Genomic DNA, 26,277 nt, shown 5'->3' on the forward strand with positions numbered 1-26,277 from the left:
TATTAACAAGCAATGAAAAATAGAGGGGACGTCCAAAAGCCGTGCATCATCGGTATTTTGGACACTGACGATGGTGTTTTGGCAAAAGGGTTGCAGAGAGCTTTCTTTGAAAACGAGAGAAGCAAAAAGTTTAGCGGTGTTTCTCTTAAGTAAAGGAGAAGAGCAAATATCTCTTTTTCAATGCGATTCCAATACAAAATGCCCTTTTCGGACAGCCCCTCCGTATTTTTCACGCGAGAAGAGGAGCCTTCATTCCAATGAAAAAGTTTTCGATTGGCTACCGAACGTTAAAAACGGCTGTTGGCGCAGCACTTGCAATCGCAATCGCACATTTTTTCGATTTACAATTTTATACGGCAGCAGGTATTTTAACGATTTTATGTATTCAACCAACAAAAAGAAAATCTGTTCATGCGGTTTATACAAGATTTGTTGCTAGTATATTAGGGATGTTGCTAGCATGGTTATGCTTTGAGCTAATTAGTTATCATCCGATTATGCTAGGGTTAATGTTCATTGTTTTTATTCCTTTGCTCGTATCATTTCACATTACAGCAGGCTTTGTATCGAGCGCTGTAATCATTTTGCATATTTATTCGGTAGGGCACTTTTCGCTAGCTCTTTTACAAAATGAAATAAGCTTAATGCTTATCGGCTATGGTGTAGGATTAGCAGTTAATATGTATATGCCTGATATTCAACCGAAGCTAGACAAATATCGCCTACAAATTGAGGCATATTACCAAAAGATATTTTCAGAAATTGCGCAATATTTAAGGAATGGAGATACATTGTGGGATGGCAATGAGCTGATTGAAGCGGCAACTGTTATTAATAAAGCGAAGGCGCTTGCCTTTCAGGATGTTGAAAACCACTTAACGCGCAAAAGTAATTTATATTATGTATATTTTGATATGCGAGAACAGCAGCTTGAAATAATTGAACGAATTTTACCGAAAATTACTGCTTTGCCTGTTATAGTACAACAGGCGGAAATAGTAGCTGTTTTTATGGAGGATTTAAGTGAGCATGTGCATTCGGGAAATACAGCTAGTCACTTTATTGAAAAGCTAGATGCTGTCAAGGTAAAGTTTGCACAGATGCCTTTGCCGACAAACCATCAAACCTTTTTGGCGATGGCAGCACTGTATCAATGCATCGAAGAAATGGATAAGTATTTAGCGATTAAACGGTCTTTTGCGGGCTTGCAAAAATAAAAGAGGGTGCTATAAAAGCAACCCCTTTTACATAATAGCCGCTACACCCATTGCGATTGTTGAAACTAACATAATGACAACCATTGAGTAAACTACGACCTTTTGAAATTTTTTATTGCTCATTTCTAATCGCTCCTTAAGCATGTCTGTATTTAGTTTATCAAATCTTTGAAATTTCTCAAGCACAATTGACTGTAGGGGGATAATAATTCGATGAAAAAAGTAGATCATATCGGGATAGCTGTGAAAAATATTGAGGAGCGCATTACATATTACACAGAAACGCTCGGGCTCACTTTATTGAAAATAGAAGAGGTCGCTTCTCAAAAAGTGAAAGTTGCTTTTATCGATGCTGGTAATGTCAAATTAGAGTTGCTCGCACCGATGAGTGAAGAAAGCACAATTCATAACTTCATAGAAAAGCGCGGGGAAGGCATTCACCATATTGCGTTCGGGGTAACGGATATTCGTGAGCGCATGGCAGAGGTACGTGAAAAAGGCGTACGCCTGCTGTCAGAGGAGCCGGGTCCTGGGGCTGGTGGCGCAGAGGTAGCATTTTTACATCCGAAAGATTCATTCGGCGTACTTTACGAATTATGTGACAAAAGTGGAAAAGGGGAATAAAAATAATGACAACAACAATTGATATGTTTGACAAAATCCATGAGCTATATGACCGCAAAAGCGTGATTGAACAAGGTGGTGGCGATGCTCGTATCGCTAAGCAGCATGAAAAGGGGAAATTAACTGCTCGCGAGCGCATCGAGTTATTATTAGATGAAGGGACATTTGTTGAAATTAATCCATTTATTACGCACCGCACAATTGATTTTGGGATGGCTGATTTAGAGGGCCCTGGTGATGGCGTTGTTACAGGCTTCGGAAAAATTAACGGACGCAATGTCTATTTATTCGCACAAGATTTTACGGTTTTCGGTGGTGCACTTGGCGAAATGCACGCGAAAAAAATCGCAGCAGTAATGGACTTAGCAGCTAAAAACGGCACACCTTTTATCGGCATTAACGATTCCGGTGGCGCGCGCATTCAAGAAGGGGTATTATCATTAGACGGTTACGGTCATATTTTCTACCGCAACTCGATTTACTCGGGTGTGATTCCACAAATCTCTGTAATTATGGGGCCTTGTGCGGGGGGAGCTGTCTATTCTCCTGCAATTACAGACTTTATTTTAATGGTCGATAAAACATCACAAATGTTTATTACAGGGCCAAAGGTAATTGAAACAGTAACAGGTGAGCAAATTTCATCTGAAGGCTTAGGTGGCTCAAAGGTGCATAATACGATTAGCGGTAACGCACATTTCCGCGCACCGAATGAAGAAGAAGCAATCAAGCAAATTCAACAGCTATTAAGCTATTTACCACAAAATAATAAAGAAAAGGCTCCAAAAGCGCCCTACACTGCTGGTGACGAATATCGTTCAGAGCTTGTGGACGTTGTGCCAATTGACCAAACGAAATCATACGATGTACGTAAAGTGGTCGAGCAAGTTGTCGATGAAGGCTCCTTTATGGAAGTGCAAAAGGAATTTGCGAAAAACGTCGTAGTAGGCTTTGCTCGTATCGCAGGCGAATCTGTCGGTTTAGTATGTAACCAGCCGAAGTTTTTAGCTGGTGGCTTAGACATCGACTCGTCAGATAAGCTAGCACGCTTCGTTCGTACTTGTGACGCTTATAACGTACCTGTGATTACATTTGAGGATGTATCAGGCTTCTTCCCGGGCGTGAAGCAAGAGCATGGGGGCATCATCCGCCATGGGGCGAAAATTTTATACGCATACTCAGAGGCAACAGTACCAAAAATTACAGTAATTTTACGTAAAGCTTATGGTGGTGCATATGTTGCACTAAACTCAAAGGCAATAGGAGCAGACCTCGTATTCGCTTGGCCGAATGCAGAAATTGCTGTAATGGGTGCAGCAGGTGCAGCAAATATTATCCATGCAGGCGAAATCGCGAAATCAAGCGACCCAGAGGCAACACGTGCAGCAAAAATCGAAGAATACAAAGAGAAATTTGCGAATCCATATGTAGCGGCATCGCGCGGTATGGTAGACGATGTTATTGACCCTCGTGAAACACGCATTAAGCTTATTCAAGCATTAGATATGCTATCAACAAAGCATGAGGACCGACCATATAAAAAACATGGGAATATCCCATTATAAAGCAGGAGAGAAGCGTCCAAAATGTTGTGCAATTGCCGGCATTTTGGACGCTTTTTATAGTTCTAAGGTAACGATTCGCTCATTAACGAGTGAGATTCGCTCGTTAAAATTGAAAATTCGCTCACTAACGGGGCAAATTCGCCCGCAAACATTTATTGGGTGCTATAATCAAACTAGGAGGGATGGCAATGGAGTGGAAAGAACTACAGCAGCAATATACGGACTATCAAATGCGTTTATTAGCAATTGAAAAGTTAACGAAGCAAAAGCAAGCAATTGAGCAGCAAATTCGCCGAGCACAGCGTGATATTGAAAGCTATGAACAGCAATTATTCGAGGCTAGAAAGCAATTAAATAAGCTCGATCAATTTTCCTTTGTTCAGCTATTCCATAAATGGACAGGAAAATACGATGAGTTGCTTGAGGAGCAGTTTGGCGTTGTAGCGACAAAGGAATTAAAATTAATTGAAAGTCAGCTTATGTATGAGGATTTGCAGCATGACTTAAATGCTTTATGCGATAAATTAAGGGGAGCAGATGAGCAAGCGATTATACAGCAAATAGAAAAATTGACGAGGAAAAAAGAGCTCTGGCTTATGCAGCATGCACCGAAGCAAGCAGAGAAATTAAATGAATTGCTAGAGCAGGAGTTATATGCTAAACAATTGAAAAAGGAAATTATTGAGGCGCAAACAGCCGGTAAAGATGCAATGCGTGCTTTAACGGACGCAGTTGAATGTTTAGTGAAGGCTAAAAGCTATTCAACATGGGATACGTTTTTAGGCGGTGGTCTCATTGTGACAGCGATGAAGCATGAAAAATTAAACCATTCAGAAGCTTATATTCATAAGGCACAAATTGCACTTCAACGCTTCCATAATGAGCTGCTTGATATACAGAATTTGCAGCATAAAGCATTTACGGTTGAAGTAGATGGCTTTGTTAAATTTGCAGATTATTTCTTTGATGATATATTTTCCGCATGGTCCATACATTCAAAAATCGCCACATCCATTGAGCAGCTATCGCGCGTACAGGATGACGTCGCAAACACACAGCTTATGCTTGAAAATAAACTTTCCTATTTGCTTGAAAAAGAAAAGGATATTGCCAAGCAACGCGAAAATATTTTTTCTAAAGATGATGAATCATTGTTTTTCTAAACATAGCAACGTACAATAAGATTAGTGTGAATTTTCAATTACAACCTACATAACAAGGAGTTTTCAACTATGACAAGTCGTTTAATAAATGAATTTTTAGAGCTAGTACAAATTGATTCTGAAACAAAACATGAGGAGAAGATTGCGCCTGTTTTAGTGGCGAAATTACAGGAGCTAGGCTTCGATGTATTCCAAGATGATGCACATACACGCAACGGCCATGGAGCTGGCAATATTATTGCTACATTGCAAGGTAATGCAGATGTAGAGCCAATTTATTTTACATGCCATATGGACACGGTAGTGCCGGGTGTCGGTATCCGTCCCGAAGTTCGCGAAGATGGCTATATTTACTCAGACGGCACAACAATTTTAGGTGCAGATGATAAGGCGGGTATTTCCGCATTATTTGAAATGGTGCGCCGTTTAAAGGAAGAAAATATCGCACATGGTACAATTCAATTTATTATTACAGCAGGTGAAGAGAGCGGCTTAGTAGGCGCAAAGGAATTGAACCCTGAGCATATTATTGCAAAATATGGCTTCGCGGTAGATAGCAGTGGAAAAGTGGGCGAAATCGTCACAGCAGCACCGTTCCAGGCAAAGGTTAACGCAAAAATCATTGGTAAGTCAGCACATGCTGGTGTAGCACCAGAAAAAGGTATTTCAGCCATTACAATTGCTGCAAAAGCAATAGCTCAAATGAAGCTAGGGCGCTTAGATTTTGAAACAACAGCAAATATTGGGCGCTTTGAGGGTGGAAAGGCAACAAATATCGTGTGTGATGAAGTATTAATTTTAGCTGAGGCGCGTTCAATTGTAGAAGAAAAATTAAATGCGCAAACAGCACATATGAAAGAAATATTTGAGCGTACTGCTGCTGAATTAGGCGGTCGTGCAGAGGTGGAAGTAAAGCTGATGTATCCGGGCTTCCGTGTAACTGAGAGCGATAAAGTTGTACAAGTAGCTACAGCTGCAGTTCGTGCAATTGGTGGTGAGCCAAAGCTATTTGCGTCAGGTGGCGGTAGCGATGCAAATATTATATCAGGTTTTGGTATCCCGACAGTAAATTTTGCAGTTGGCTATGAGGAAATTCATACGACGAATGAGCGCATGCCAATTTCTGAATTAGAAAAGCTAGCGAGCTTATTAGTAGAAGTTGTGAAACAAACAGTGAAATAGGGGAGGGTAAATCATGGACTTTCGTAAATCAGTTGTTTTTGGTTGCGGCAATGAAGAATATGCTGCACCAGTTGAGCAAGTAGTATCAATTGAAAAGCTTGAGCAAATCACACCCATTCCACATTTGCCCGACTACTTACTTGGCTTTACACGAATTCGAGGCGAATTAATACCAGTTATTGATTTTCAACGAATTTTATATAATACGCCAAGCACAGGTGATTTAGTGCGCATGATTGTACTAAATACAGACATCGTCAATTACGGACTTGTCGTATCTGATGCGAAGGAAATTTTAGATTTTAGCGATAACGAATTACAGCAAATCGGATTAGTCAACTATGCCAAAACAAAATATTTTACAGCCGTTGCAAATCTAGAAAACCGCATGATTACATGTGTTGACCCAAAAATTCTAGTCAATTCTTTAGATGGTATTCGAGAAATTATTGAATATATGCATAAAATGCTAGAAAATGAACAGGAAAATTAATTTACTTAAAAAGCTGATGCACAAATGCGTCAGCTTTTTAAGCAGTAAATTGAAAGAAATTGTAGATAAATTAATAAAACTCGCAACTTACAACATAAAAAAACACTAAAATATATTTTGAAACTTTTTGATACTTTAAACGGTATAAAAGCTGTGAACAAAATAGAGAAAGAGGTGTGAATATGTTAAAGGAACCTTATCGACCAAAAATTAATCTTCCAAAATCAACTACAGAAAAAATTGCAGATATTATAGGTATTGCTGCGCTATTATTTGCTATTATATTTATTGCTTTAAATTGGACAACTTTGCCTGCACGAGTGCCGATGCATTTTAATGGAGTTGGTGAAATAGATCGTTGGGGCTCCAAATATGAAATGCTTATTTTGCCGATTATAGGCATCGCCTTATTTTTCATGCTACAAATATTAGAAAAAAAGCCGCATTTGCATAATTATCCCGCGCGTCTAAATGAATCAAATGTAGAGCAGTTTTATAAAGCAAGTAAAAAAGTATTGAACTACACGAAAAATATATGTTGCCTTATTTTTGCGTATATTACATATGAAATTGTAATAATTGCTCAACAAAAAAAGCTATTGCTTGGCTCATCTACTTTAATTGTGCTACTCGTGTTACTTTTTAGCATTATAATTTTCGGTATTGTTAAAATGATGAAAATCAAATGAGGGAGGCGCCGACAAACAGTGTAGTTGCTTGATGGGCGCTTTTTCTATTGTTTCAGCAAAGAATTCACCCGTGACAATAGTGAGAGCTTTCTGAAAAGGGGATTTTGTTTTGTAAGCGCATGTTTCCATATTAAATAATTACTAAATTCGCGTGCTCCTACAGTAGTTATGTCGCAGTAGGAGTATCTCCAAATGACCTTTTAGAAGCCCTCACCACTAACCCTCGTGTTTCTCCCGTTTTCAAAGAAAGCGCTATTTTGCCAAAATAGCAGCAATGCATGGTTTTTGGACGCCTCCTAATTGGGACATTTGTATCTAGTTTTGCATAGCATAAGGCGAGCTTATATTTTAGAGGAGGCTAAAAAGTGTATTATAACGGCTATTATTATGCACAAACACCGATGCAGCAATATCCGTACCATCCAATGATGCCGCAACATCCTATGCAGCCGAACAACCCGTGGCACTGGCCGCATGATGACAGCACGTCAATGCGAGATTATGGTAGGCATCCGTATGTAGTTAACTTGCGCAATGCCACAATACAAAATCAGGCATTTCGTAGAGCGATTTGGACGGGAAAGCATTTGCAAACGACGTTGATGAATATTCGTGTTGGCGAGGATATCGGCATGGAGCGTCATTCAGCAACAGACCAATTGCTCTATATTGAGGAAGGGCAAGGCTTCGTTCGAATAGGCGACCGTAGAGATTATTTTGAGGTAGAGCGGGCTGTAAATGCAGGGGATGCGATTTTTGTACCTGCTGGAAAATGGCATAATGTCATTAATATTGGGCGACAGCCATTAAAGCTGTTTTCGATTTATGCTCCACCTGACCACCCATTTGGTACAGTGGAAAAGCGGAAAAAATGAATCCTTTAAGCACACTTCCACGTAGAATATAGATAAAGGAAGGTGCTTGCTATGGAAAAAATAATTCAACTGTTCGAACAAAATTACAAAGAAATTGAAAAATTTGCAGGATGGTCTGTAGGGAAACCGGTTGTTTTGTTAATGGCATCATACTACACGGTGAGACAACAAGAAGTTAATATCGCCGAATTAGAGGAGGCTGTTAGCGCAATAAAAAAAGAAACAGGCTTCTTTTCCACATTGCGCACAAATCTTTTAGTGCAGTATATTTATGCAATGCATATTGCAGGCGAGCCAGACAAAAAGGAAGCAATTAATGAATTATTAAGCAATACGGAGATTTTACGCAAAGCAAAGTTCTCAAACACATCTTATACAACGATTGCAGCGCTATTTTTAACAAGTGAATTTAAAGAACAACAAGCACAGCGGGCACAGATAGTTTATCGTGAAATGCGGAAAAGACATAAATTCTTAACTTCTTATGACGATGTGCCAGTGGCTGTATTATTTGCGCTAGATGATGTAGATATTGAGCTGCGTACAAATACGATGCGCCGTTATTATGATGAGCTAAAGGAAGCAAAATTTTCACAAGGAAACGAACTTCAGGCATTGTCGCAAATTTTAACAATGCCAAGTATTGAGTATAATGAACAATTCGTACCTTACATCATTGCAATCAAACAGCAATTAGAACAGGCAAAAATTAAGGTGCGACCAGCCCTTTATATTTCAATAGGATTTTTAGCATTGACACAAATTAACGATAAACAGCTTCAGCAATTGATTGAGCTCTATGAAATGTTTAAAAGTCAAAAATATTTAAAATGGTACAAAGATCAAGCATTCGCCATTGCAGTACAGCAATATTTACCAATTCGTACACTTGAGGCAAACGAATTATTATCTGTTGTTTCGATTGAATTGCTTATTTCAATGCAATATGCGATTATGGCAGCAACAACTGCAGTAGCGGTTAGTTCAAGCAGTAGCGGTGATTAGGAGATAACGGGGCTGTCCAAAAAGGCAGCTCCTTCTTTTAATGCAATAGAAAGATTAAAACACTTACGAAACGTCCGGAAAGCAGTGCTTTCGCACATTTTTTTGGACGCCTCCTTAAGAATAGCTGTTCGCATTTCAACATTTTGCGTATAATAGAGAAAAGGAGGTGTGGTGAATGGCAAGTCGTGTTATTGTACATATTGATATGAACTGTTTTTATGCTTCTGTTGAACAAGTTTTTGAGCCTAGCTTAAAGGGCAAGCCAATTGCGATTGCGGGAAATCCGAAAGAGCGTCGAGGGATTATTATTACTTGCTCCTATGAGGCGCGTGCCTTTGGTGTGAAAACGACGATGACAGTGCATGAGGCGAAAAAACTTTGCCCGCAACTTATTATTCTACCACCGAATTTTGAGCGTTATCGCCACGCCTCTAAAAAGTTTTTCCAGCTATTACGTGAATATACAGAGCTTGTTGAACCTGTTTCAATCGATGAAAGCTATATTGATATTAGCGACTTATGCATGAAGCGCCATGCGATGGAAATTGTCCGAGAAATTCAGCAACGTATATATACAGAGTTGAATCTTCCTTGTTCACTTGGCGTTGCGCCAAATAAATTTTTAGCAAAAACAGCTTCTGATATGAAAAAGCCAATGGGCATTACCGTTTTACGCAAGCGTGATATTTCTGAAAAGCTTTGGCCATTATCTGTTATTGCGATGCACGGTGTTGGTAAAAAAACAGCGAATAAGCTTGCGACAATTGGGATTACAACAATTGAACAGTTGGCAAAGGTGGAGGGGTATAAAATTCGGCAGCTACTCGGTGTTAACGGAGAGCGCTTAAAGGCACGAGCAAATGGAGAGGATAATCGAGAAGTTAATCCAGATTCAATTTATGATACAAAAAGCGTCGGCAATTCTACTACATTACCGCGTGATGAAACGAATTATGAAGCTTTACAAGCAATTATCAAAAAACTTAGCTCAAAAGTGGCGCAGCGCTTAAAAGCGAAGCGGCTTGCAGGAACAACCGTGACCATTTATATTCGAGATGCAGATTGGCATAATCAAACACGAAGTAAGTCAGTGAAAAACGCTATTGCCAGTGAAGCAGATATTTTCGAAATAGCATGGGCGCTATTTATGAAGCATTGGGATGAAGCTCCTGTTCGTTTACTAGGAGTGACAGTATCCAATGTTGCTGACCAACAACATGTCACACAGCAGCTCGGCCTATTTGATTATGAGGAGCAAATTAAAGATGAGCCGATTGTCGAATTAGTGCAGCAGCTTGAGCGTAAATTCGGTAAAGGAGCAATTAAGCGAGGTGTGGTAGCACCAGCACAAGGGAAGTATCAAGCAAATACGAGCTTTAGTAAAGATTTTTTGGATGATTTTGATTCGATAGAGCCGAAATCTTCAAAAAGACCTTCAAATTAACACCAATATGACGAAAGGAGGGAATAATTTGAAACTGCATTTTTTAGGAACAGGTGCAGGTATGCCCTCAAAAGAACGCAATACGAGTTCGATTGCTATGAAGTTACTTGAAGAACGAGGGACAATATGGCTATTTGATTGTGGAGAGGCAACACAGCATCAAATCCTCCACACGACAATTAAACCACGTAAAATAGAAAAAATATTTATTACCCATTTACACGGGGACCATATTTTCGGTTTACCAGGATTATTAAGCTCCCGTTCTTTTTTAGGTGGCGAAGATGCATTAACGATCTACGGTCCAGTAGGCTTAAAAAATTGGATTGAAACAACGCTTGCACTTACTACAACCCATTTGAGCTATCCTATAAAATATGTAGAAGTGACAGAAGGCATTATTTTCGAGGATGAGCAATTTATTGTGCGTGCGATGCTGTTAGCACATGTTATTCCTTGTTACGGCTATCGAATTGAACAAAAACCGTTACTTGGTGAATTATTAGTAGAAAAAGCGCTCACACTTGGCGTACCGAAAGGCCCTTTACTTGGCAAGCTAAAGCAAGGAGAGAATATAGTGCTAGCAAGTGGAGAAACAGTTTATAGCATGGATGTTACTTCACCAGCAAAGGAAGGCTTTATTGTCACAATTTTAGGGGATACAAAGCTTTGTGACAATGCGATTCACCTAGCAGAAGGGGCGGATATTGTCGTGCATGAAGCTACATTCGATGCTGAAACGAAGCATTTAGCCGCGAACTATGGACACGCAACGAATGTCGAGGCGGCAACAGTTGCTAAAAAAGCTAAGGCTAAAAATTTAATCTTAAACCATATTAGTGCTCGCTTTTTGCCAAATGATTTGGCAAAGTTGCTACAACAAGCCCGTGAAGTATTTCCTACAACGTATATGGCGAATGATGGTACCCAAATCGAATTGAAAAACAAGGAATTAGTATAATATAAGAAAAGGGCGTGGAATAGATGAACCAACCAAAAATGAATCCAGCAGTGTTACGTCTGCTTGTCATTTTTCCAAATGTTTTAAGCTACATATTGTTATTTGGTATTGTCGTTTTTATTGCGACGAATTTTACTGCATTGCGTGAGACAGGTGCGTTAATGACGTGGGTTACTATTGGCTGTGTGCTTGCACCAATGGCAGGCTATACGACATATTCAATCGTTAAACGAATTCGTGCGGGCGTTTTATAATGCTGTGAAAGAGTCTGTCTGTTAAGTCGTTTTGAAACGGCTCTTTGCGCTCATGGAACAGAAGCACAAATTTTTGGCAAATAGTGAATGCAGAAGTAGGGCTGTTCGAAAAATATCTTTTTGAACAGCCCCTTCTTTATTTCAATCACTCAGCCTTTGGATAATCCTCTTGTTTCCAAACATGTGTAGCACGAAGTTGCTCATCTGTCAGCATGAAGTAAACCTTGCTTACCTGATTGTCAAATTCTGCACCACGATCGTTAGATGTGGCGTCAACATGCCGCCATTTGCCATCAATCTTCACTAAATTCCACATATGCCTTGTATCATTTGCAATAGCGCTTTTCAGCTCACCGTAAACTAGTTTTGCTTCAAGCCCCGCTTCAACTAATAACATATGCATGGCGGACGCATAGGCTTGACAAACGCCACTACCATAGAGGAAAAAGCCTGCTGGTGAGTGGTCTGTTACAAGCTCGTCATACTCAAAATTATAATCCATGCCTTCAATAATCGCACGATGAATCGCTTCTAATTTCTCTCGTTCCGACATACCTTCAAGTTGTAAAGAGGCGAGTAGAGCATCTCGCTTCGGTAAAATGCTTGCCATTTCAATTTTATTCGTTGTAAAGCGTGAAAATAAGTCAAGGAATATACCTTGCTCTATCGGAATGACCGCAAATTCATAGTAAAATAATGTGCCGCCAATCATATCATGATTAATTTTCAATTGTTGAAGAAGCCTTTCTACGTCCTCAGGTGAAAGGTTTTGCCCCTTATAAATCAGCCCGATATTTTGATCAAATTGAGTGAGTTGTGCAGCTAAAACCTTTTCTAACTCCTCAGGAGAAGTCGCAGTGAAAAGTTCACCATACACTTTGCGCACGAAATGTTTATCCTGCAAAAGCTCATCCAATGATGGCTCATCAGCAATAACTTCATCCGTAATTGTAGCCTCTTCTACTATCTTTGTTGTGGAGGTACAGCCTACAAGCATGAACAACACCACAAATAGCCAGCTTTTTTTCACCATCCGCGTTTATAAACTGCTACAGTTGGCTCTAATGTAACATCTAGCTGCTGGGCTGCACGATACGGGAAGTATGGGTCACGCAATAGTTCACGTCCAATAAAAATTAAATCAGCACTTCCATCCTGCACGACTTGCTCAGCCTCTTGTCCCGTTGTAATCAGGCCAACCGCCCCAACCGCAACATTCGCACCAATTTTAATCGTTTTAGCAAAAGGCACTTGATAAAGTGGATATGCTGAAATTGTCGCAGGTACAACAGCACCAGATGAAACATCAATTAAATTGACATTTTGTGTAACCATCCAGCGTGCAAATTGAATGAAATCTTCTGGCACTAGACCGCCTTCTGTATATTCATTTGCTGATACACGTACAAATAATGGTCCATCCCATTTTACACGAATGGCATCGATAATATTGCGCAGTAGACGGTAGCGGTTTTCAGCATTACCACCATATTCGTCTGTTCTTTTATTTGTCAATGGTGATAAAAACGTATTAACTAAATAGCCGTGTGCCGCATGAATTTCTAAAATATCAAAGCCAGCCTGCTGCGCACGAATAGCTGCATCAGCAAAAGCTTGAACAACCGCTTCGATATCTGCCAACGTCATTTCTTCTGGTGTGCGATAATTTTCATTGAAGGCAAGTGCTGAAGGTGCTACAATACGTCCGTCGACCGTCGATTTGCGGCCAGCATGTGCAAGCTGAACTCCTGCCTTTGCGCCATATGCGTGTACCTGTTCAACAATTTTTTTCTGACCTTCAATATGATAATCATCCCAAATCCCCAAATCATTAGATGAAATGCGCCCTTCAGGTAAAACGGCTGTGGCTTCGGTAATAATTAAGCCAACGCCCCCAACTGCGCGTGAACCGTAATGTGTTAAATGAAATGGTTGTACCTCGCCATCGCTATTCGCTTCGTACGTACACATAGGTGCCATCACGATGCGATTTCTCAAAGTTACGTCTTGCACTGTATAACTTTCAAAAAGTTTTACCACAAAAATACCTCCTAAATCCCTTGAGCTAACTCTCTAGAGCGAGCTTCTGCACTTTTCACACAAGCGGCTATTGCAGCTGTCACCTCATGCTGTTCAAGTGCGCGTAGGCCCGCCTCTGTTGTGCCACCAGGGCTTGTTACTTTATGTCGAAGCACTGCTGGCTCCTCATTACCAGTTTGCAACATTGCGGCAGAGCCTGCAAGTGTTTGCACCATTAATGAACGTACCACATCCTGTTGTAAGCCAACCTCAGCAGCTACCTTTTCAAAAGCTTCAAGTAAATAGTAGATGTAAGCAGGGCCGCTACCTGAAAAGGCTGTTACTGCATGCAACTGATCTTCCTCGACCTCAACAACTGTGCCGATTGCCTGAAGCATCGTCAAGCAAGTAGTACGCAACTGTTCATCGACAAGCTCATTAAAAGCGATGCCACTAGCTGACATGCCAATCGTGGCAGAGGTATTAGGCATTGTACGTGCGATAGGGCGGTCTCCTAAAAAGTTTCGAATCGTTTCAATCGCAATACCTGCCAACACTGAAATGACAGCCGTCTGTTTGTTTAAAAATGGGGCAATCGCAAGCATCGCTTCTTTTGCATCTTTTGGCTTCATTGCAAGTACGATACAATCCATCTCACTTAGCATCTCTCTATTCGGCAAAATTTGCACACCATATGCCTGCTGTAGTATTTCTAGACGTTCTTGATCGGATTTATTGGTAATAAATAAATGCTCTTTTGCCACGCAACTTTTATCAATCCAGCCTTTAATAATGGCTTCAGCCATAGAACCTGCACCAATAAATACGATTTTTTTCATCATAATCTCCTCCTTGATAATTTGCTGAATCAAAATAAAAAGCGTTTTCGTCCTTAAAAATTAAGGACGAAAACGCTATCGTTTCCGCGGTACCACCTTAGTTCACATTAGAAATGTGCGACTTCTCCCTTTTAACGTAAAGGCAAACGGTTATGTTTTGCATAACGAGCTCGAAAGTAGGTTCAATAAATAAAGCGGGGATGCTACTTGCACCAGATGTAGCACTCTCTTAACACCATTCATTTATTTACTTGGCTTTGTCAACGCTGTAATATTTAGAATACTCAAATTATATGAAGGTCTAATGGGAATGTCAACCTTTTAACGTGACGAATCACTCAAAAGGATGTAAAATGTAATGAATAGCTATTCATTTTTGGAGGAATTATTAATGAACATACATAAAATTGTACTACCAACACCGTATGCAATTGGCGATGTTAATGCATTTTTAGTGAAGGGGGATGCATTAACGCTATTTGACGCAGGACCTAAAACAAAGCCAGCCTATGAAGCGTTGGCACGTGGAATCCATGAGCAGGGCTATAGCATGGATGATATTGAGCAAGTTGTATTAACGCATCATCACCCAGACCATGCGGGGTGGGTAGATGCTTTTCCAAAGGCGGATGTGTTAGGTCATCGTTATGTTGATTATTGGATGCGACAATCAGCTGATTTTTTACATTATCGAGAGACATTTTATCGGGAGCAGCTTGAGCAGGAGAATGTTCCCCAAGAGGATATTGACCGTATACTTGATGCAAGAGAGGAATTAGAGCTATTCGGTACTCGTCCGCTAACTCGATTTTTAAAAGATGGAGATGAAGTACCTGGGCATCCAGGCTTGGTTGCCTATGAAACATTGGGGCATGCACAAAGCCATTTCGTTTTTGTCGAAGAGCATACAGGGGAGGCAATTGGTGGAGATTTGCTACTTGAAAAAGTATCAAGCAATCCATTAGTAGAGCCCCCAGTTGACCTAAAAGGGGAGAGACCAAAATCACTGCTACAATATAATGCATCATTAAAGAGATTGCAGAAAATGGATATTTCAAAGCTTTATACGGGACATGGCGACGCTGTCACAGCGATTAAACCGCTTGTGGCAGAGCGTCTTACAAGGCAGCATGACCGTGCAATGCATGTTTTACAGCTAATGGCGCAGCATAACAATGTCTATGATTTGACGAAGGCACTATTTGGAAAAACATATGTTAAACAACCCGGTTTAACTTTATCCGAAACATTAGGGCAACTTGATTATTTAGTCGCAGAAGGCTATGCGCGCAGTGAAATGCAAAATGGGGTTGAGATTTATATGCCTGCGTAAAGAGGGGCTTATGATATATATGAAAAAGGGGGTTTTGTCTAGAAATCGCATGTTAAGGGGGATTTTTGCTTCTTCTCTTTCATTTTGGAGAAACACCGATAAACCCTGTGTTTCTAGCATTTTAAAAAGAAAGCTCTCTATTTTTAGAGGAGCAAACATTTTGCCGAAACACCATCATCAGCGTCCAAAATGCCGGCTATGCACGGCTTTTTGGACGCCCTCTTTTTTAGTGAATTAAACAGCCATTGCAGGGCCGAAGAATTCGTAATTTACGTTTTCCTCTGGCACATTTAAGTCACGTAAAATGCTGATAACATGCGACATAAATGGTGCTGGTCCACATAGATATACTTTGCTATCGTCTTTTAATAATTTTGCAAGTTGCTCTTTTGTGATAAAGCCCTCTGAATCAGAGTAAAGTGCTTTGTAAGTTCCGCCGATTTCTTCTACTTTTGCAGAAATCGTTTCTGTGAATGCAGCTACCTCTTTATTACGTGCACATTGTAGGAATGTTACATCGCGTTCTTCAATTGTTTGTAACATGCTGTTAAGCGGAGTTACACCGATACCGCCACTTACAAATAATACTGGTGCTTCGCTATTATCTAATGTGAATACGCCGGCTGGTGCACTTACATCAATCTCTGTGCCTTGCTCATAACCTGTGTGTAAATAGTTTGATACAATTCCTTTTGGATCGTTTTCATGCTTTACAGAAATGCGATACTCATTTTGATTATTTGCTTCAGAAACAGTATATTGACGGTTCATTAAATATTTTTGGCCAGGAATTGACATGCGAACTGTAATATATTGACCCGCTTTATATGCTGGTAATGGCTGCCCATCAACTGGTGCTAAATAGAAAGAAGTTACTAAATCGCTTTCCTTTTCTGTGCGTACAATTTTAAATGGTTTAAATAAACGCCAGCCACCATTTTCTTCTGCTTCTTTAAACAAATCCTCTTCCACTTGGATGAAAATATCTGCGATAACGCCGTAAGCTTGAGCCCATGCATTAATAATTTCATCTGTTGCTGCGTCACCTAATACTTCTTTGATTGCCTCTAATAAATGTTTACCAACGATTGGATAATGCTCTGGTAAAACACCTAGACTTCGGTGCTTATGAGCAATTTGAATCACTGTTGGTACAATTGCTTGTAAATTATCGATATGCATTGCTGCTGCCAACACAGTATTTGCTAAGGCTGTTTGTTGACGACCTTGCTCTTGATTTGAATGGTTGAAAATATTTAGTAGCTCTGGATTTGCTGCGAACATATTTTTGTAGAACGTTTTCGTAATTGTCACACCGTATTCTTGAAGTGCTGGAACCGTTGCTTTAATCGTATCAATTGTTTGTTGTTGTAACATATAAGTCACGTCCTTTTCTTGTTATAAGCTCAATATAAAGGCTAATAACCTCTAAAGCAATATATAAAATACATGTTTAACAAAACGGACACAAATGTAGTATTTAAAATACAACTTTTAGACACAATGTATTTCACAAGCAAACAATGCGCCTGAATGATATACTAATGATGAAGAAAGTTGGTGAAAAAGTGCGCTTAACCGTATATACAGATTATTCGTTACGTGTGCTTATTTATTTAGGTGTACGTGGACAAGACCATTTAGCGACGATACAAGAAATTGCAGATGCTTATCAAATTTCCAAAAACCATTTAATGAAAGTAACATACGATCTTGGGCAGCACGGCTTTATCGAAACAATTCGTGGACGGGGTGGCGGAATTCGTTTGGCAATGGCGCCAGAGGAAATTAATATCGGCACAGTAATAAGAAAAACAGAGGAAGATTTCCATCTTGTCGAATGTTTCAGCTCAGAAAACAATTTATGTAAGATTTCAGCCGAATGCCAATTGAAAAATGCGCTAAATGAAGCATTGAAGGCATACTTAGCTGTATTAGACCAATATCATATTGCAGATTTTATACATTCTAAAGAAGCAATGCTGAAACTGCTTGGCATTGAGGGGACCGTCTGAAAATTCATTTTGAGGCGGTCTCTTTGCGACTTAGGCAGGAGTAAATATCTGAATAATAAAACCTTTTCAGACGGTCATTTTACAATAGAGAGGATAAAATATGCGCAAAAAAACAATTTTAATCACTGGTGCAACGAGCGGTCTCGGCTTGCAAATGACCAAGCTATGCCTGACAAAAGGCTATGAGGTATACGCAACGGGGCGCAGCGAAATCGCATTGAATACATTAAGCAACTTAGGTGCGAAAGCTGTGCAGGCTGATTTACGTAGCCTTGCACAAATCGATACATTAATAGAGCAGTTACCTCCTATTGATGTTGCAATCATTAATGCAGGTGTTGGTATATTTGAAAATGCGACTGCATTAACAGATGAGCAAATTGAGATAATGCTTGATGTCAATGTCAAAGCCCCCATTTTTCTCGCAAAACGGCTTGCGCTAAAAATGAAGGAGCAGGGCTCAGGGCATTTCCTATTTATTAGCTCACAGGCAGGAAAGGTAGCGACGAGAAAGGCTAGCGTCTATGCCGCGACAAAACATGCCATAACAGGCTTTATCGATGGCTTTCGTCAAGAGGTGGCACCATATCATATTAAAGTAACAGGAATATTCCCCGGTCCAATTGATACGCCATTTTTGCAAAAGGCAGATGCAACGGGCTCCTACCGCAAGTCCATCGCCAGCATCTTGCTAACACCTGAAGAAGTAGCGATTGCCACTGTGAAAGCAATTGAGCGACCTGTACGCTCCATTGATTTACCGCGTATTATGGGTTTCACAAGTAAGTTATATGTAATAGCGCCTGCACTCGTAGAAAAGCTCGGAAGTCGTTTCTTTAATAAAAAATAAAATTTATAAAAATACACTTGTTTTTATATTTATTACGTGTTAATATTCATGTATAAACTTTTATATAAATGCATAAAAATACGAATGAATTATCGGGGGCAATAAATTATGGCAAATAAAAAAGTAGTTTTAGCGTATTCAGGTGGCCTAGATACATCAGTAGCTATTCCATGGTTAAAGGAGCAGGGCTGGGATGTTATCGCAGTTTGTCTTGATGTCGGCGAAGGCAAAGACCTAGAATTTATTAAGAATAAAGCATTGCAAGTTGGTGCGGTTGAATCATATATGGTAGATGCAAAGGATGAGTTTGCAGAGGAATATGCACTTATTTCATTACAGGCACATACTTGGTACGAGCAAAAATATCCATTAGTATCTGCTTTATCACGCCCATTAATTTCGAAAAAGCTAGTAGAAATTGCCAACCAAACAGGCGCAGATGCAGTAGCACATGGCTGTACAGGGAAGGGCAATGACCAAGTGCGTTTCGAGGTTTCTATTAAAGCATTAAATCCTGATTTACAAGTTCTTGCACCTGTGCGTGAATGGGGCTGGAGCCGTGATGAGGAAATCGAATACGCAATGAAGCATAATGTGCCGATTCCTGCGACACTTGATTCACCATTTTCAATTGACCAAAACTTATGGGGACGTGCGAATGAAGCAGGGGTAATGGAAGACCCGTGGGTAGCGCCACCAGAAGAAGCATATGGCTTAACAAAGGCAATCGAAAACACACCGGATACAGCGGAAGTTGTTGAAATTGAATTTGTTGCTGGTAAGCCTGTTGCATTAAATGGTGAAGAAATGAAGCTTGCGGATTTAATTCAAGCATTAAATGCAATTGCTGGTGAGCACGGTGTTGGCCGAATCGACCACGTAGAAAACCGCCTAGTTGGTATTAAATCACGTGAAGTATATGAAATTCCAGGTGCAAAAGTGCTATTAACTGCACATAAAGAGCTTGAAGACTTAACATTAGTGAAAGAAATGGCACACTTCAAGCCAGTTATTGAGAAAAAACTATCAGAACTTATTTATGATGGACTGTGGTTCTCTCCACTCCGTCCAGCATTAGAAGCATTCCTAAAAGAAACACAGCAATATGTAAACGGTACAGTGCGCGTCAAATTATTTAAAGGGCATGCGATTGTTGAAGGACGTAAATCGCCAAACTCTTTATACAATGAAAAGCTTGCAACATACTCAAAAGAGGATATGTTCAACCATGCCTCAGCTGTCGGCTTTATCGAACTATGGGGACTACCAACTGTTGTAGCAGCAGATGTACTGAAAAAATAATGGCGCAAGGAGCCGATTGAAAAGTCAATTTGAGACGTGCTCCATTTGATTTTTAGTGAGTATTTAACACAGAAGCTAGCGCTGTCCGAAAAGGTACTCCTTTTTGGACAGCCACTTCTATTTTTCGATTGAGGTGTTTTGATTATGACAAAATTATGGGGTGGGCGCTTTCAAAAGTCCGCAGAAGCATGGGTGGATGAGTTTGGTGCGTCAATTGGCTTTGACCAACAGTTAGTAATGGAAGATATAGAAGGTAGTAAAGCACATGTAACAATGCTAGGTATTCAAGGCATTTTACCGCAAGCAGATGTCGCGCTTATTTTAGACGGCTTACAGCAGCTACTAGTAAAAGCAGAGGCGGGCGAGCTGCAATTCACGGTGGCAAATGAGGATATTCATCTAAACTTAGAAAAAATGCTGATTGATTTAATCGGCCCTGTTGGTGGCAAGTTACATACAGGGCGCTCACGTAACGACCAAGTTGCAACAGATATGCATTTGTTTTTGAAGAAGCGCGTTGCTGAAGTCATTGGTTTAATTGAGAATTTCCAAAAAACGCTATTACAGCAGGCGGAGCAGCATGTTGAAACAATTGCACCGGGCTATACCCATTTACAGCGTGCGCAGCCAATTTCCTTTGCCCATCATTTAATGGCCTATTTTTGGATGCTAGAGCGTGACAAACAGCGCTATACGGAATCATTAAAGCGCATTGATATTTCACCGCTTGGTGCAGGCGCGATGGCAGGCACAACCTTCCCAATTGACCGCCTCAAATCAGCGGAGCTTCTTGGCTTTGCAGATGTATACGCTAACTCAATGGACGCGGTAAGTGACCGTGATTTCATCGTAGAATTTCTAGCAAATTCATCGCTGTTAATGGCACATTTATCTCGTTTCGCGGAGGAAATCATTCTTTGGTCAACGGATGAATTTAAGTTTATCGAGCTAGACGACGCCTTTTCAACAGGCTCATCGATTATGCCACAAAAGAAAAACCCTGATATGGCGGAGCTTATTCGTGGAAAATCAGGCCGCGTTTACGGCAATTTAATGGGACTACTAACAGTATTGAAGGGCACACCACTAACATACAACAAGGATATGCAAGAGGACAAAGAAGGTATGTTCGACACAGTGCATACAGTTTTAGGCGCATTGAAAATTTTCGAGGGCATGGTGGCCACAATGTCTGTCAACACAGAACGTCTGCACAGCGCGGTGCATAGCGACTTCTCAAACGCCACGGAGCTGGCTGATTATTTAGCTGCTAAAGGCATGCCATTCCGCGAAGCGCATGAAGTAACAGGCAAGCTTGTCTTCACATGTATTCAGCGTGGTATTTATTTGCTCGACTTGCCACTAGCAGATATGCAGGAGGAAAGCACTTTAATTGAAGAAGACATTTATGCAGTGCTTGCACCAGAGGCAGCGGTGCGCCGCCGCAACTCACTCGGTGGCACAGGCTTCGAGCAAGTGAAAATACAATTAGAAAAAGCAAAGCTATGTTTAGCATAAGAATGGCTCACCTCGGTGAGCTTTTTTATGTCGTATGATCGAATTTATGAAATTTACGAGCGAATTGAGTTGTTTTATGAGCGAATTTACATGTTTTACGAGCGAATTTATCTATCATATGAGCGAATCATGACCTTCACACTGTGTCATAGTAAGAATTTGCTCAGGAATTTCATAGTAACTAGATTTTCCATCCCCTATAATTGGGAAAAAACGCAATAACCGCTTTGCCGCATGTCTAGAAGGAATGTCGCATAACTGACAAAACTGCTGATTCGTGATTTTCGTATCCATTAGCAAACGAAAATCATTTAAGGCTTGGAAATGGGCGTACTTATCCTGCATATTGCAGCGCAAACAAATAAATTTGCCATGCACAAAGCGCATTTTAGCAGAACATCTTTTACAAAACACACCTTGCTTTAGTTGAGCTAATGTGAAAGTAAGCGGCTCTTTTTTAGAGCAATGTAAAGCCAAAAGCTGCGCATAAACTTCATCTAAATCAAGCAATGGCTCATTGTACTGTATAAGTTTTTTCTCAATAAAGCTATGCACATAATCAGCATGAAAAATAGGAATGGGAGCAGATTTGCTCGAAATGATAGCGCGACGATTGGCAATAATGACAGCGCCGTTAATCGGGATAGTGGGGAATAAAGAAGAGAGCACGCGCATATGACGAGTGAGCTGTTCTATAGGATTTGGAAAGCGCTCAATGATACCGTCGTTACGTGTTCGCAGTAGCTGAGAAGCGACCATGTCGAAATGTAAATGACCTACCATATTTTTTACTTCAAAGCACAGAATCAACGAGGGGAAAATCACTAAAAAATCTATTTCATGGCGATGCTGCACCGCGCTATAGAAAGATAAATTACGAATGGTTCGGTGCGGCGTAGTAAGCTCCTGTAAAAAGAACTGCACCTCATCCTCCCCGATAGCACCAGCTCGGGCCATTGCAAGCTGCTCTGCCAAATACAAATAATCAGGATGCTGCTCATCCAATCTTCTAGCTATTGCTTCAAGTTGTTGCAGCCTCAAACAAAATCACCTCCATTAAAAAATTATAATACAAAATGCTATTTATTTCTTTTAATATTTTAACATTTCCTTTATATTCACTTACAGGCATTCAAAATCAATTTCTTCCATTGAAATACAATGTAATCTAGGCTAATATGACCTTGTACATTAATTTATTAATGAAAACCAATGATAAATATTAATTTTACCTTGTTTTTCAGAGTCTCTCTCTTTATAGGGAGAGTGGATTGAAATGGTAGTTTTGAGGAAGCATTCGGCAACATAGAAGTCTCTCTCTTTATAGGGAGAGTGGATTGAAATTTCATGGTCGGCTAAAATATCCACCTTTTAGAATCCCCTTTATCAGAAATAAATCACTTTGAATAAAGCCAGTCAATTAAACTATGGCAATTAATCCAATATTAACTATTCGTATATATTTCAAAATCAAATATTTAAGCCAAAACCCGAAAAACCTTCACATTTATAGAGTTTTTCGGGCTTTTTATGTAGTTTTTGTTGGGATGGAACCTAATATCGAATAGCAGAGTCTTATACTATAAAATTTTGTTTTTCGATATATTTTTATCGATAAACGATAAATGGGGTGTTTATTATGAAAAGACAGACGACTTTCTTGAAAGCAACTTTACTTGTTTTAGCATTGCCTGTGCTAGGACTTTCTGTTATTGGTTTCCCGATGCTTTTAATGAATATTACGAAAAATGACTGGCAGCTTGCATGGGTAATGTATGGCATTGTGGCACTTCTCTATGGAACAGCTGTTGCCTATTTTTTAGCACTTTATCAAGCATTGAAACTATTAAACTACATTAACCACAATGTTGCGTTTTCCTCTGCATCTGTGACAGCATTGAAAAAAATCAAATGGAACGCCTTTATAATTACCTTCCTATACGTAATAAGTATGCCATTACTTTATATGATTGCCGAATACGACGACGCACCTGGTATTATCATAATTGGCGTAGCACTTGGTGGAGCAGCATTTGTTGTTGGTGTTTTCGCAACGCTACTTCAACATCTATTAACAAGCGCCATTGATATGAAAACAGAAAATGATTTAACGGTTTGAGGTGAAGAAAGTTGGCAATTATTATTGAACTTGATGTTATGTTAGCTAAAAGAAAAATGACCGTCACGGAGCTATCAGAAAAAGTAGGCATTACGATGGCGAATCTTTCTATTTTAAAGACAGGTAAGGCGAAAGCCATTCGCTTTTCAACATTAGAAGCGATTTGCAAAGCATTGGATTGTCAGCCCGGTGATATTTTACTTTATGAAGAGGACAATGATAATGAAGCATAAATTACAACAACTACTTTATTTTGGACGAGAGCAAGCATTATCCTGCCTTTTTCCAGTCGTTATTTTCGCTTCACTTGCATTAACTAAGTTTATTCCATTACCAATTTTAGCGAGGTACGACTGGCTACTCCTCATCTGCCTCGCAATGCAATGGTGGATGCTGCGCGCTGGACTCGAAACAAAAGATGAGCTTAAAGTTATCACATTATTTCATTTCATCGGGCTTGCACTCGAAATTTTTAAAGTACATATGGGCTCTTGGGCATATCCAGAACAAGGCTTTTTTAAAATTTTCGGCGTGCCACTCTATAGCGGTTTTATGTATGCGAGTGTTGCTAGTTATTTATGCCAAGCGTGGCGACGCCTACATATAGAACTCATTTATTGGCCGTCGTTTTTCGCAGTTGTACCACTTGCTAGCGCTATTTATTTGAATTTTTTCTGGCATCATTTTTGGATTGATATACGTTGGTGGCTAGGACTTTTAGTGATTATTGTATTTTGGCGCTCATCTGTAAACTATAAAATCAACGGCGTTAACTACCGTATGCCAATTGTTTTATCCTTTGCGCTCATTGGCTTTTTTATCTGGATTGCTGAAAACATCGCTACTTTTTTCGGGGCATGGCAATATCCAAACCAAACACATGCTTGGAGTATTGTTCATTTAGGAAAAATAAGTTCTTGGTTGCTCTTAGTTATTGTAAGCTTTTTGATTGTGGCAGAGTTGAAGCGAGTGAAGGAAGATAACAATTAATAAAAACTACCGGCAGTATTTCAATATGTGAACCAACTTAATGAGATAACATAAAACATTTAAAATAAGTATGTAAGTTCAAATGTTAGTTTAGATACTTACGTTGATTATGCTTTTATCAACTCACATTGATATTAATCAAGGATTGGATGCTAAGAAAAACTTTCACTGGGGAAGAAACTTAATTCTATAGCATAATCACAAGTGCGAATGTGAAGCGAACATGATTTTCCTGAGGGATTCGCACCTTTATTTTCTTAAAATCATCCCCCAACATAGTAATTTCATAGTATAATATTACCTATATGAAAGTCTTTATAGTGAAAATAATTTATATTTAATAATTATTCATTAATTTTCACAGTCTCTTTCTGTATTGAAAGAGTGGATTGAAATAGCGCGATGCTAACAATTACTGTGTGCGATATGTCTCTTTCTGTATTGAAAGAGTGGATTGAAATGTTTTACTAAAGATGGAAAAAAAGTTAAAAGCGGTCTCTTTCTGTATTGAAAGAGTGGATTGAAATAATCCACACTCTCAAATGAGAGCGAACATACACGTCTCTTTCTGTATTGAAAGAGTGGATTGAAATAACAAATTTTCAAAGGTGACAACGATTTAATAGAGTCTCTTTCTGTATTGAAAGAGTGGATTGAAATGACTAACTCTAAATCACAAGGGAGAGCATATCCGTCTCTTTCTGTATTGAAAGAGTGGATTGAAATTTAAGTCTGCGCGAATTACTTTCCGAACCAAACGTCTCTTTCTGTATTGAAAGAGTGGATTGAAATATTTACACTTTGTTGTGTTTCTTCCATCTTTGCGTCTCTTTCTGTATTGAAAGAGTGGATTGAAATGTTTCAATCATTTGGCTGAATAACTCTGTATAAGTCTCTTTCTGTATTGAAAGAGTGGATTGAAATGCTTATGGCAAGGACGTGGGGGAAAAACATCTCGTCTCTTTCTGTATTGAAAGAGTGGATTGAAATAATTATTGGCAACAAATAATCATAAAAATTGGAAGTCTCTTTCTGTATTGAAAGAGTGGATTGAAATCCATTTGGAAAACCTGTCCTCATCATGTTTTATACGTCTTTTTTTGTAAAGAGAGTGTGATTTGAAATGCCGTCTGCTTGTGACTGGGACGGCTTTTTAGTTTCTGTGTATTGAAATTCTATATAGCCTCTACTATAGATTAAACAAACTTGGTCTTCTTCTTGAACAGAGAAGGTAAAATAACCAAGCTCAGCTTCTTTTTCTTATTTCCTCCATACTTTTATGTAACTTTTTAGGAAGGTGTACGTCTAAGTTAGAAAGGAGGGCTGATAATGAAGTGGTTAGTATTTGTGGTGGCTTGTAGTTGTGTGCTTGTGGGATGTGCGGCGCAGCAAGGGGTCATTTCGAATAGTGGGTATGACTTTTTTGCGGAGGATGTTGTTTCAAAGACGCGAAATGGTATTGATAATATTGAGCGTTTTTATGCATTTTTTGCAAATGTGCAGAGCGGAGAGTATGACCAAGTGAGAATTGTTGAGCATACTATCGAGGGTGACCCGATTTATGTGGATGTTCGGCACAGCAATGATGAAATCAATGTGAAAATTGATTATTCAGAGGATACATATGGCAATGGGGAAGTTATCAAAGCGACTTGTAATCAGCTCAACGCGATTGAGGTGGGCAGTCGGACGGATTATTATGTAAGTGATTGCTCGGATGATGAGCAGTATATTATTTTTTCAGATTATTAAATGCGATTAGAACAAATAAGTAAAGCCTAAAACAGGAGCGCCCCAAAAGCAATGCTGAAGTGACCCCT

27 protein-coding genes, 1 CRISPR repeat array and 1 other annotated feature are annotated in these 26,277 nt (G+C 39.6%); of the genes, 21 read left to right on the top strand and 6 right to left on the bottom strand.

Annotation, left to right across the window (positions count from 1 at the left end; genetic code table 11):
- Positions 1 to 257: 257 nt before the first annotated feature.
- On the top strand, positions 258 to 1,217 hold the full coding sequence (locus tag MHH70_RS01450) for an aromatic acid exporter family protein (RefSeq protein WP_342472327.1): 960 nt from the start codon (positions 258 to 260) through the stop codon (positions 1,215 to 1,217).
- Between the two features lie 27 nt (positions 1,218 to 1,244).
- Here the strand turns inward: MHH70_RS01450 and prli42 are convergent, their stop codons facing one another.
- Complete coding sequence (gene prli42 / locus MHH70_RS01455; protein WP_153061598.1) at positions 1,245 to 1,340, bottom strand: stressosome-associated protein Prli42; 96 nt, start codon at positions 1,338 to 1,340, stop codon at positions 1,245 to 1,247.
- A 90-nt stretch (positions 1,341 to 1,430) separates the two neighbouring features.
- Here prli42 and mce point away from each other — a divergent pair, with 90 nt between their 5' ends.
- From mce to MHH70_RS01510, 11 genes are all read left to right on the top strand, one after another.
- Positions 1,431 to 1,841, top strand: coding sequence for a methylmalonyl-CoA epimerase (mce, locus tag MHH70_RS01460; protein WP_342472328.1), 411 nt, complete (start codon positions 1,431 to 1,433; stop codon positions 1,839 to 1,841).
- Between the two features lie 5 nt (positions 1,842 to 1,846).
- Positions 1,847 to 3,406, top strand: a complete 1,560-nt coding sequence (locus tag MHH70_RS01465) for an acyl-CoA carboxylase subunit beta (RefSeq protein WP_201261901.1) — start codon at positions 1,847 to 1,849, stop codon at positions 3,404 to 3,406.
- 188 nt (positions 3,407 to 3,594) lie between these two features.
- Positions 3,595 to 4,569 carry a hypothetical protein gene (locus tag MHH70_RS01470; protein WP_066162765.1) on the top strand — a complete coding sequence of 325 codons (975 nt, stop codon included), beginning with the start codon at positions 3,595 to 3,597 and terminating at the stop codon, positions 4,567 to 4,569.
- Between the two features lie 69 nt (positions 4,570 to 4,638).
- On the top strand, positions 4,639 to 5,751 hold the full coding sequence (locus MHH70_RS01475; protein WP_342472329.1) for a M20/M25/M40 family metallo-hydrolase: 1,113 nt from the start codon (positions 4,639 to 4,641) through the stop codon (positions 5,749 to 5,751).
- A gap of 13 nt (positions 5,752 to 5,764) precedes the next feature.
- Positions 5,765 to 6,244 carry a chemotaxis protein CheW gene (locus MHH70_RS01480; RefSeq protein WP_066162771.1) on the top strand — a complete coding sequence of 160 codons (480 nt, stop codon included), beginning with the start codon at positions 5,765 to 5,767 and terminating at the stop codon, positions 6,242 to 6,244.
- A 182-nt stretch (positions 6,245 to 6,426) separates the two neighbouring features.
- A complete protein-coding gene (locus tag MHH70_RS01485) occupies positions 6,427 to 6,933 on the top strand; it encodes a DUF1648 domain-containing protein (protein WP_342472330.1) in 507 nt (168 codons plus the stop codon).
- Positions 6,934 to 7,298: 365 nt separating this feature from the next.
- Positions 7,299 to 7,808, top strand: a complete 510-nt coding sequence (locus MHH70_RS01490) for a cupin domain-containing protein (protein ID WP_342472331.1) — start codon at positions 7,299 to 7,301, stop codon at positions 7,806 to 7,808.
- Positions 7,809 to 7,859: 51 nt separating this feature from the next.
- A complete protein-coding gene (locus tag MHH70_RS01495; protein WP_342472332.1) occupies positions 7,860 to 8,813 on the top strand; it encodes a DUF4003 family protein in 954 nt (317 codons plus the stop codon).
- 175 nt (positions 8,814 to 8,988) lie between these two features.
- Positions 8,989 to 10,257, top strand: a complete 1,269-nt coding sequence (locus MHH70_RS01500; RefSeq protein WP_066162780.1) for a DNA polymerase IV — start codon at positions 8,989 to 8,991, stop codon at positions 10,255 to 10,257.
- 28 nt (positions 10,258 to 10,285) lie between these two features.
- The gene (gene rnz / locus MHH70_RS01505) at positions 10,286 to 11,218 is read left to right on the top strand and encodes a ribonuclease Z (protein WP_342472333.1); all 933 of its coding nucleotides are present in this window, start codon (positions 10,286 to 10,288) and stop codon (positions 11,216 to 11,218) included.
- Between the two features lie 23 nt (positions 11,219 to 11,241).
- The gene (locus tag MHH70_RS01510) at positions 11,242 to 11,472 is read left to right on the top strand and encodes an acyl-phosphate glycerol 3-phosphate acyltransferase (protein WP_066162786.1); all 231 of its coding nucleotides are present in this window, start codon (positions 11,242 to 11,244) and stop codon (positions 11,470 to 11,472) included.
- Positions 11,473 to 11,617: 145 nt separating this feature from the next.
- Here MHH70_RS01510 and MHH70_RS01515 read toward each other — a convergent pair whose 3' ends face one another.
- Genes MHH70_RS01515 through proC form a run of 3 tightly spaced genes read right to left on the bottom strand, consistent with a single transcriptional unit; the run spans position 11,618 to position 14,330 of the window.
- Positions 11,618 to 12,505 (bottom strand): transglutaminase-like domain-containing protein, encoded by an 888-nt coding sequence (locus MHH70_RS01515; protein ID WP_342472334.1) that lies wholly within the window; start codon positions 12,503 to 12,505, stop codon positions 11,618 to 11,620.
- Positions 12,499 to 13,512 (bottom strand): NADPH dehydrogenase NamA, encoded by a 1,014-nt coding sequence (gene namA, locus MHH70_RS01520; protein ID WP_107942817.1) that lies wholly within the window; start codon positions 13,510 to 13,512, stop codon positions 12,499 to 12,501. Before namA ends, MHH70_RS01515 begins: the two co-directional genes overlap by 7 nt.
- Before the next feature lie 11 nt (positions 13,513 to 13,523).
- Positions 13,524 to 14,330: a pyrroline-5-carboxylate reductase gene (gene proC, locus MHH70_RS01525; protein WP_066162795.1), complete on the bottom strand. Its 807-nt coding sequence runs from the start codon at positions 14,328 to 14,330 to the stop codon at positions 13,524 to 13,526.
- A gap of 59 nt (positions 14,331 to 14,389) precedes the next feature.
- Positions 14,390 to 14,603: a binding site (T-box leader), on the bottom strand.
- Positions 14,604 to 14,721: 118 nt separating this feature from the next.
- Here proC and MHH70_RS01530 point away from each other — a divergent pair.
- Positions 14,722 to 15,663 carry an MBL fold metallo-hydrolase gene (locus MHH70_RS01530; protein ID WP_342472335.1) on the top strand — a complete coding sequence of 314 codons (942 nt, stop codon included), beginning with the start codon at positions 14,722 to 14,724 and terminating at the stop codon, positions 15,661 to 15,663.
- A gap of 234 nt (positions 15,664 to 15,897) precedes the next feature.
- Here the strand turns inward: MHH70_RS01530 and hmpA are convergent, their stop codons facing one another.
- The gene (hmpA, locus tag MHH70_RS01535; RefSeq protein WP_066162798.1) at positions 15,898 to 17,040 is read right to left on the bottom strand and encodes an NO-inducible flavohemoprotein; all 1,143 of its coding nucleotides are present in this window, start codon (positions 17,038 to 17,040) and stop codon (positions 15,898 to 15,900) included.
- Between the two features lie 191 nt (positions 17,041 to 17,231).
- Between hmpA and MHH70_RS01540 the strand changes: the two genes are divergently transcribed.
- The 4 genes from MHH70_RS01540 (at position 17,232) to argH (ending at position 21,348) form a co-directional block, all read left to right on the top strand.
- Complete coding sequence (locus MHH70_RS01540; protein WP_107943099.1) at positions 17,232 to 17,678, top strand: Rrf2 family transcriptional regulator; 447 nt, start codon at positions 17,232 to 17,234, stop codon at positions 17,676 to 17,678.
- Between the two features lie 100 nt (positions 17,679 to 17,778).
- Positions 17,779 to 18,528: an SDR family NAD(P)-dependent oxidoreductase gene (locus MHH70_RS01545; RefSeq protein WP_107942815.1), complete on the top strand. Its 750-nt coding sequence runs from the start codon at positions 17,779 to 17,781 to the stop codon at positions 18,526 to 18,528.
- 108 nt (positions 18,529 to 18,636) lie between these two features.
- Complete coding sequence (locus MHH70_RS01550) at positions 18,637 to 19,830, top strand: argininosuccinate synthase (RefSeq protein WP_342472336.1); 1,194 nt, start codon at positions 18,637 to 18,639, stop codon at positions 19,828 to 19,830.
- Positions 19,831 to 19,974: 144 nt separating this feature from the next.
- Positions 19,975 to 21,348 carry an argininosuccinate lyase gene (argH, locus tag MHH70_RS01555; protein ID WP_342472337.1) on the top strand — a complete coding sequence of 458 codons (1,374 nt, stop codon included), beginning with the start codon at positions 19,975 to 19,977 and terminating at the stop codon, positions 21,346 to 21,348.
- 114 nt (positions 21,349 to 21,462) lie between these two features.
- Here argH and MHH70_RS01560 read toward each other — a convergent pair whose 3' ends face one another.
- Entirely contained in the window at positions 21,463 to 22,389 is a 927-nt protein-coding gene (locus MHH70_RS01560) for a nuclease-related domain-containing protein (protein WP_342472338.1), read from the bottom strand.
- A 598-nt stretch (positions 22,390 to 22,987) separates the two neighbouring features.
- Here MHH70_RS01560 and MHH70_RS01565 point away from each other — a divergent pair.
- The 4 genes from MHH70_RS01565 (at position 22,988) to MHH70_RS01580 (ending at position 26,209) form a co-directional block, all read left to right on the top strand.
- Positions 22,988 to 23,467 (top strand): DUF2975 domain-containing protein, encoded by a 480-nt coding sequence (locus tag MHH70_RS01565; protein ID WP_342472339.1) that lies wholly within the window; start codon positions 22,988 to 22,990, stop codon positions 23,465 to 23,467.
- Between the two features lie 11 nt (positions 23,468 to 23,478).
- Positions 23,479 to 23,700 carry a helix-turn-helix transcriptional regulator gene (locus tag MHH70_RS01570; protein ID WP_066162820.1) on the top strand — a complete coding sequence of 74 codons (222 nt, stop codon included), beginning with the start codon at positions 23,479 to 23,481 and terminating at the stop codon, positions 23,698 to 23,700.
- Positions 23,690 to 24,457 (top strand): DUF817 domain-containing protein, encoded by a 768-nt coding sequence (locus tag MHH70_RS01575; RefSeq protein WP_342472340.1) that lies wholly within the window; start codon positions 23,690 to 23,692, stop codon positions 24,455 to 24,457. The genes MHH70_RS01570 and MHH70_RS01575 overlap by 11 nt, the downstream gene beginning before the upstream one ends.
- A gap of 363 nt (positions 24,458 to 24,820) precedes the next feature.
- A CRISPR array of direct repeats spans positions 24,821 to 25,582; the repeat unit is 33 nt; unit sequence GTCTCTTTCTGTATTGAAAGAGTGGATTGAAAT.
- Positions 25,583 to 25,786: 204 nt separating this feature from the next.
- Positions 25,787 to 26,209, top strand: a complete 423-nt coding sequence (locus tag MHH70_RS01580) for a DUF4362 domain-containing protein (protein ID WP_066162825.1) — start codon at positions 25,787 to 25,789, stop codon at positions 26,207 to 26,209.
- Positions 26,210 to 26,277: the final 68 nt, after the last annotated feature.

It is taken from the genome of Metasolibacillus sp. FSL H7-0170 (assembly GCF_038593115.1).
Classification (GTDB): domain Bacteria; phylum Bacillota; class Bacilli; order Bacillales_A; family Planococcaceae; genus Metasolibacillus; species Metasolibacillus fluoroglycofenilyticus.

Excerpts from the sequence above, each read along its gene's own strand:
- MHH70_RS01450 (WP_342472327.1), top strand. The coding sequence starts at position 258 with ATGAAAAAGTTTTCGATTGGCTACCGAACGTTAAAAACGGCTGTTGGC.
- prli42 (WP_153061598.1), bottom strand. The coding sequence starts at position 1,340 with ATGAGCAATAAAAAATTTCAAAAGGTCGTAGTTTACTCAATGGTTGTC.
- mce (WP_342472328.1), top strand. The coding sequence starts at position 1,431 with ATGAAAAAAGTAGATCATATCGGGATAGCTGTGAAAAATATTGAGGAG.
- MHH70_RS01465 (WP_201261901.1), top strand. The coding sequence starts at position 1,847 with ATGACAACAACAATTGATATGTTTGACAAAATCCATGAGCTATATGAC.
- MHH70_RS01470 (WP_066162765.1), top strand. The coding sequence starts at position 3,595 with ATGGAGTGGAAAGAACTACAGCAGCAATATACGGACTATCAAATGCGT.
- MHH70_RS01475 (WP_342472329.1), top strand. The coding sequence starts at position 4,639 with ATGACAAGTCGTTTAATAAATGAATTTTTAGAGCTAGTACAAATTGAT.
- MHH70_RS01480 (WP_066162771.1), top strand. The coding sequence starts at position 5,765 with ATGGACTTTCGTAAATCAGTTGTTTTTGGTTGCGGCAATGAAGAATAT.
- MHH70_RS01485 (WP_342472330.1), top strand. The coding sequence starts at position 6,427 with ATGTTAAAGGAACCTTATCGACCAAAAATTAATCTTCCAAAATCAACT.
- MHH70_RS01495 (WP_342472332.1), top strand. The coding sequence starts at position 7,860 with ATGGAAAAAATAATTCAACTGTTCGAACAAAATTACAAAGAAATTGAA.
- MHH70_RS01500 (WP_066162780.1), top strand. The coding sequence starts at position 8,989 with ATGGCAAGTCGTGTTATTGTACATATTGATATGAACTGTTTTTATGCT.
- MHH70_RS01510 (WP_066162786.1), top strand. The coding sequence starts at position 11,242 with ATGAACCAACCAAAAATGAATCCAGCAGTGTTACGTCTGCTTGTCATT.
- MHH70_RS01515 (WP_342472334.1), bottom strand. The coding sequence starts at position 12,505 with ATGGTGAAAAAAAGCTGGCTATTTGTGGTGTTGTTCATGCTTGTAGGC.
- proC (WP_066162795.1), bottom strand. The coding sequence starts at position 14,330 with ATGAAAAAAATCGTATTTATTGGTGCAGGTTCTATGGCTGAAGCCATT.
- MHH70_RS01530 (WP_342472335.1), top strand. The coding sequence starts at position 14,722 with ATGAACATACATAAAATTGTACTACCAACACCGTATGCAATTGGCGAT.
- hmpA (WP_066162798.1), bottom strand. The coding sequence starts at position 17,040 with ATGTTACAACAACAAACAATTGATACGATTAAAGCAACGGTTCCAGCA.
- MHH70_RS01545 (WP_107942815.1), top strand. The coding sequence starts at position 17,779 with ATGCGCAAAAAAACAATTTTAATCACTGGTGCAACGAGCGGTCTCGGC.
- MHH70_RS01550 (WP_342472336.1), top strand. The coding sequence starts at position 18,637 with ATGGCAAATAAAAAAGTAGTTTTAGCGTATTCAGGTGGCCTAGATACA.
- argH (WP_342472337.1), top strand. The coding sequence starts at position 19,975 with ATGACAAAATTATGGGGTGGGCGCTTTCAAAAGTCCGCAGAAGCATGG.
- MHH70_RS01565 (WP_342472339.1), top strand. The coding sequence starts at position 22,988 with ATGAAAAGACAGACGACTTTCTTGAAAGCAACTTTACTTGTTTTAGCA.
- MHH70_RS01575 (WP_342472340.1), top strand. The coding sequence starts at position 23,690 with ATGAAGCATAAATTACAACAACTACTTTATTTTGGACGAGAGCAAGCA.
- MHH70_RS01580 (WP_066162825.1), top strand. The coding sequence starts at position 25,787 with ATGAAGTGGTTAGTATTTGTGGTGGCTTGTAGTTGTGTGCTTGTGGGA.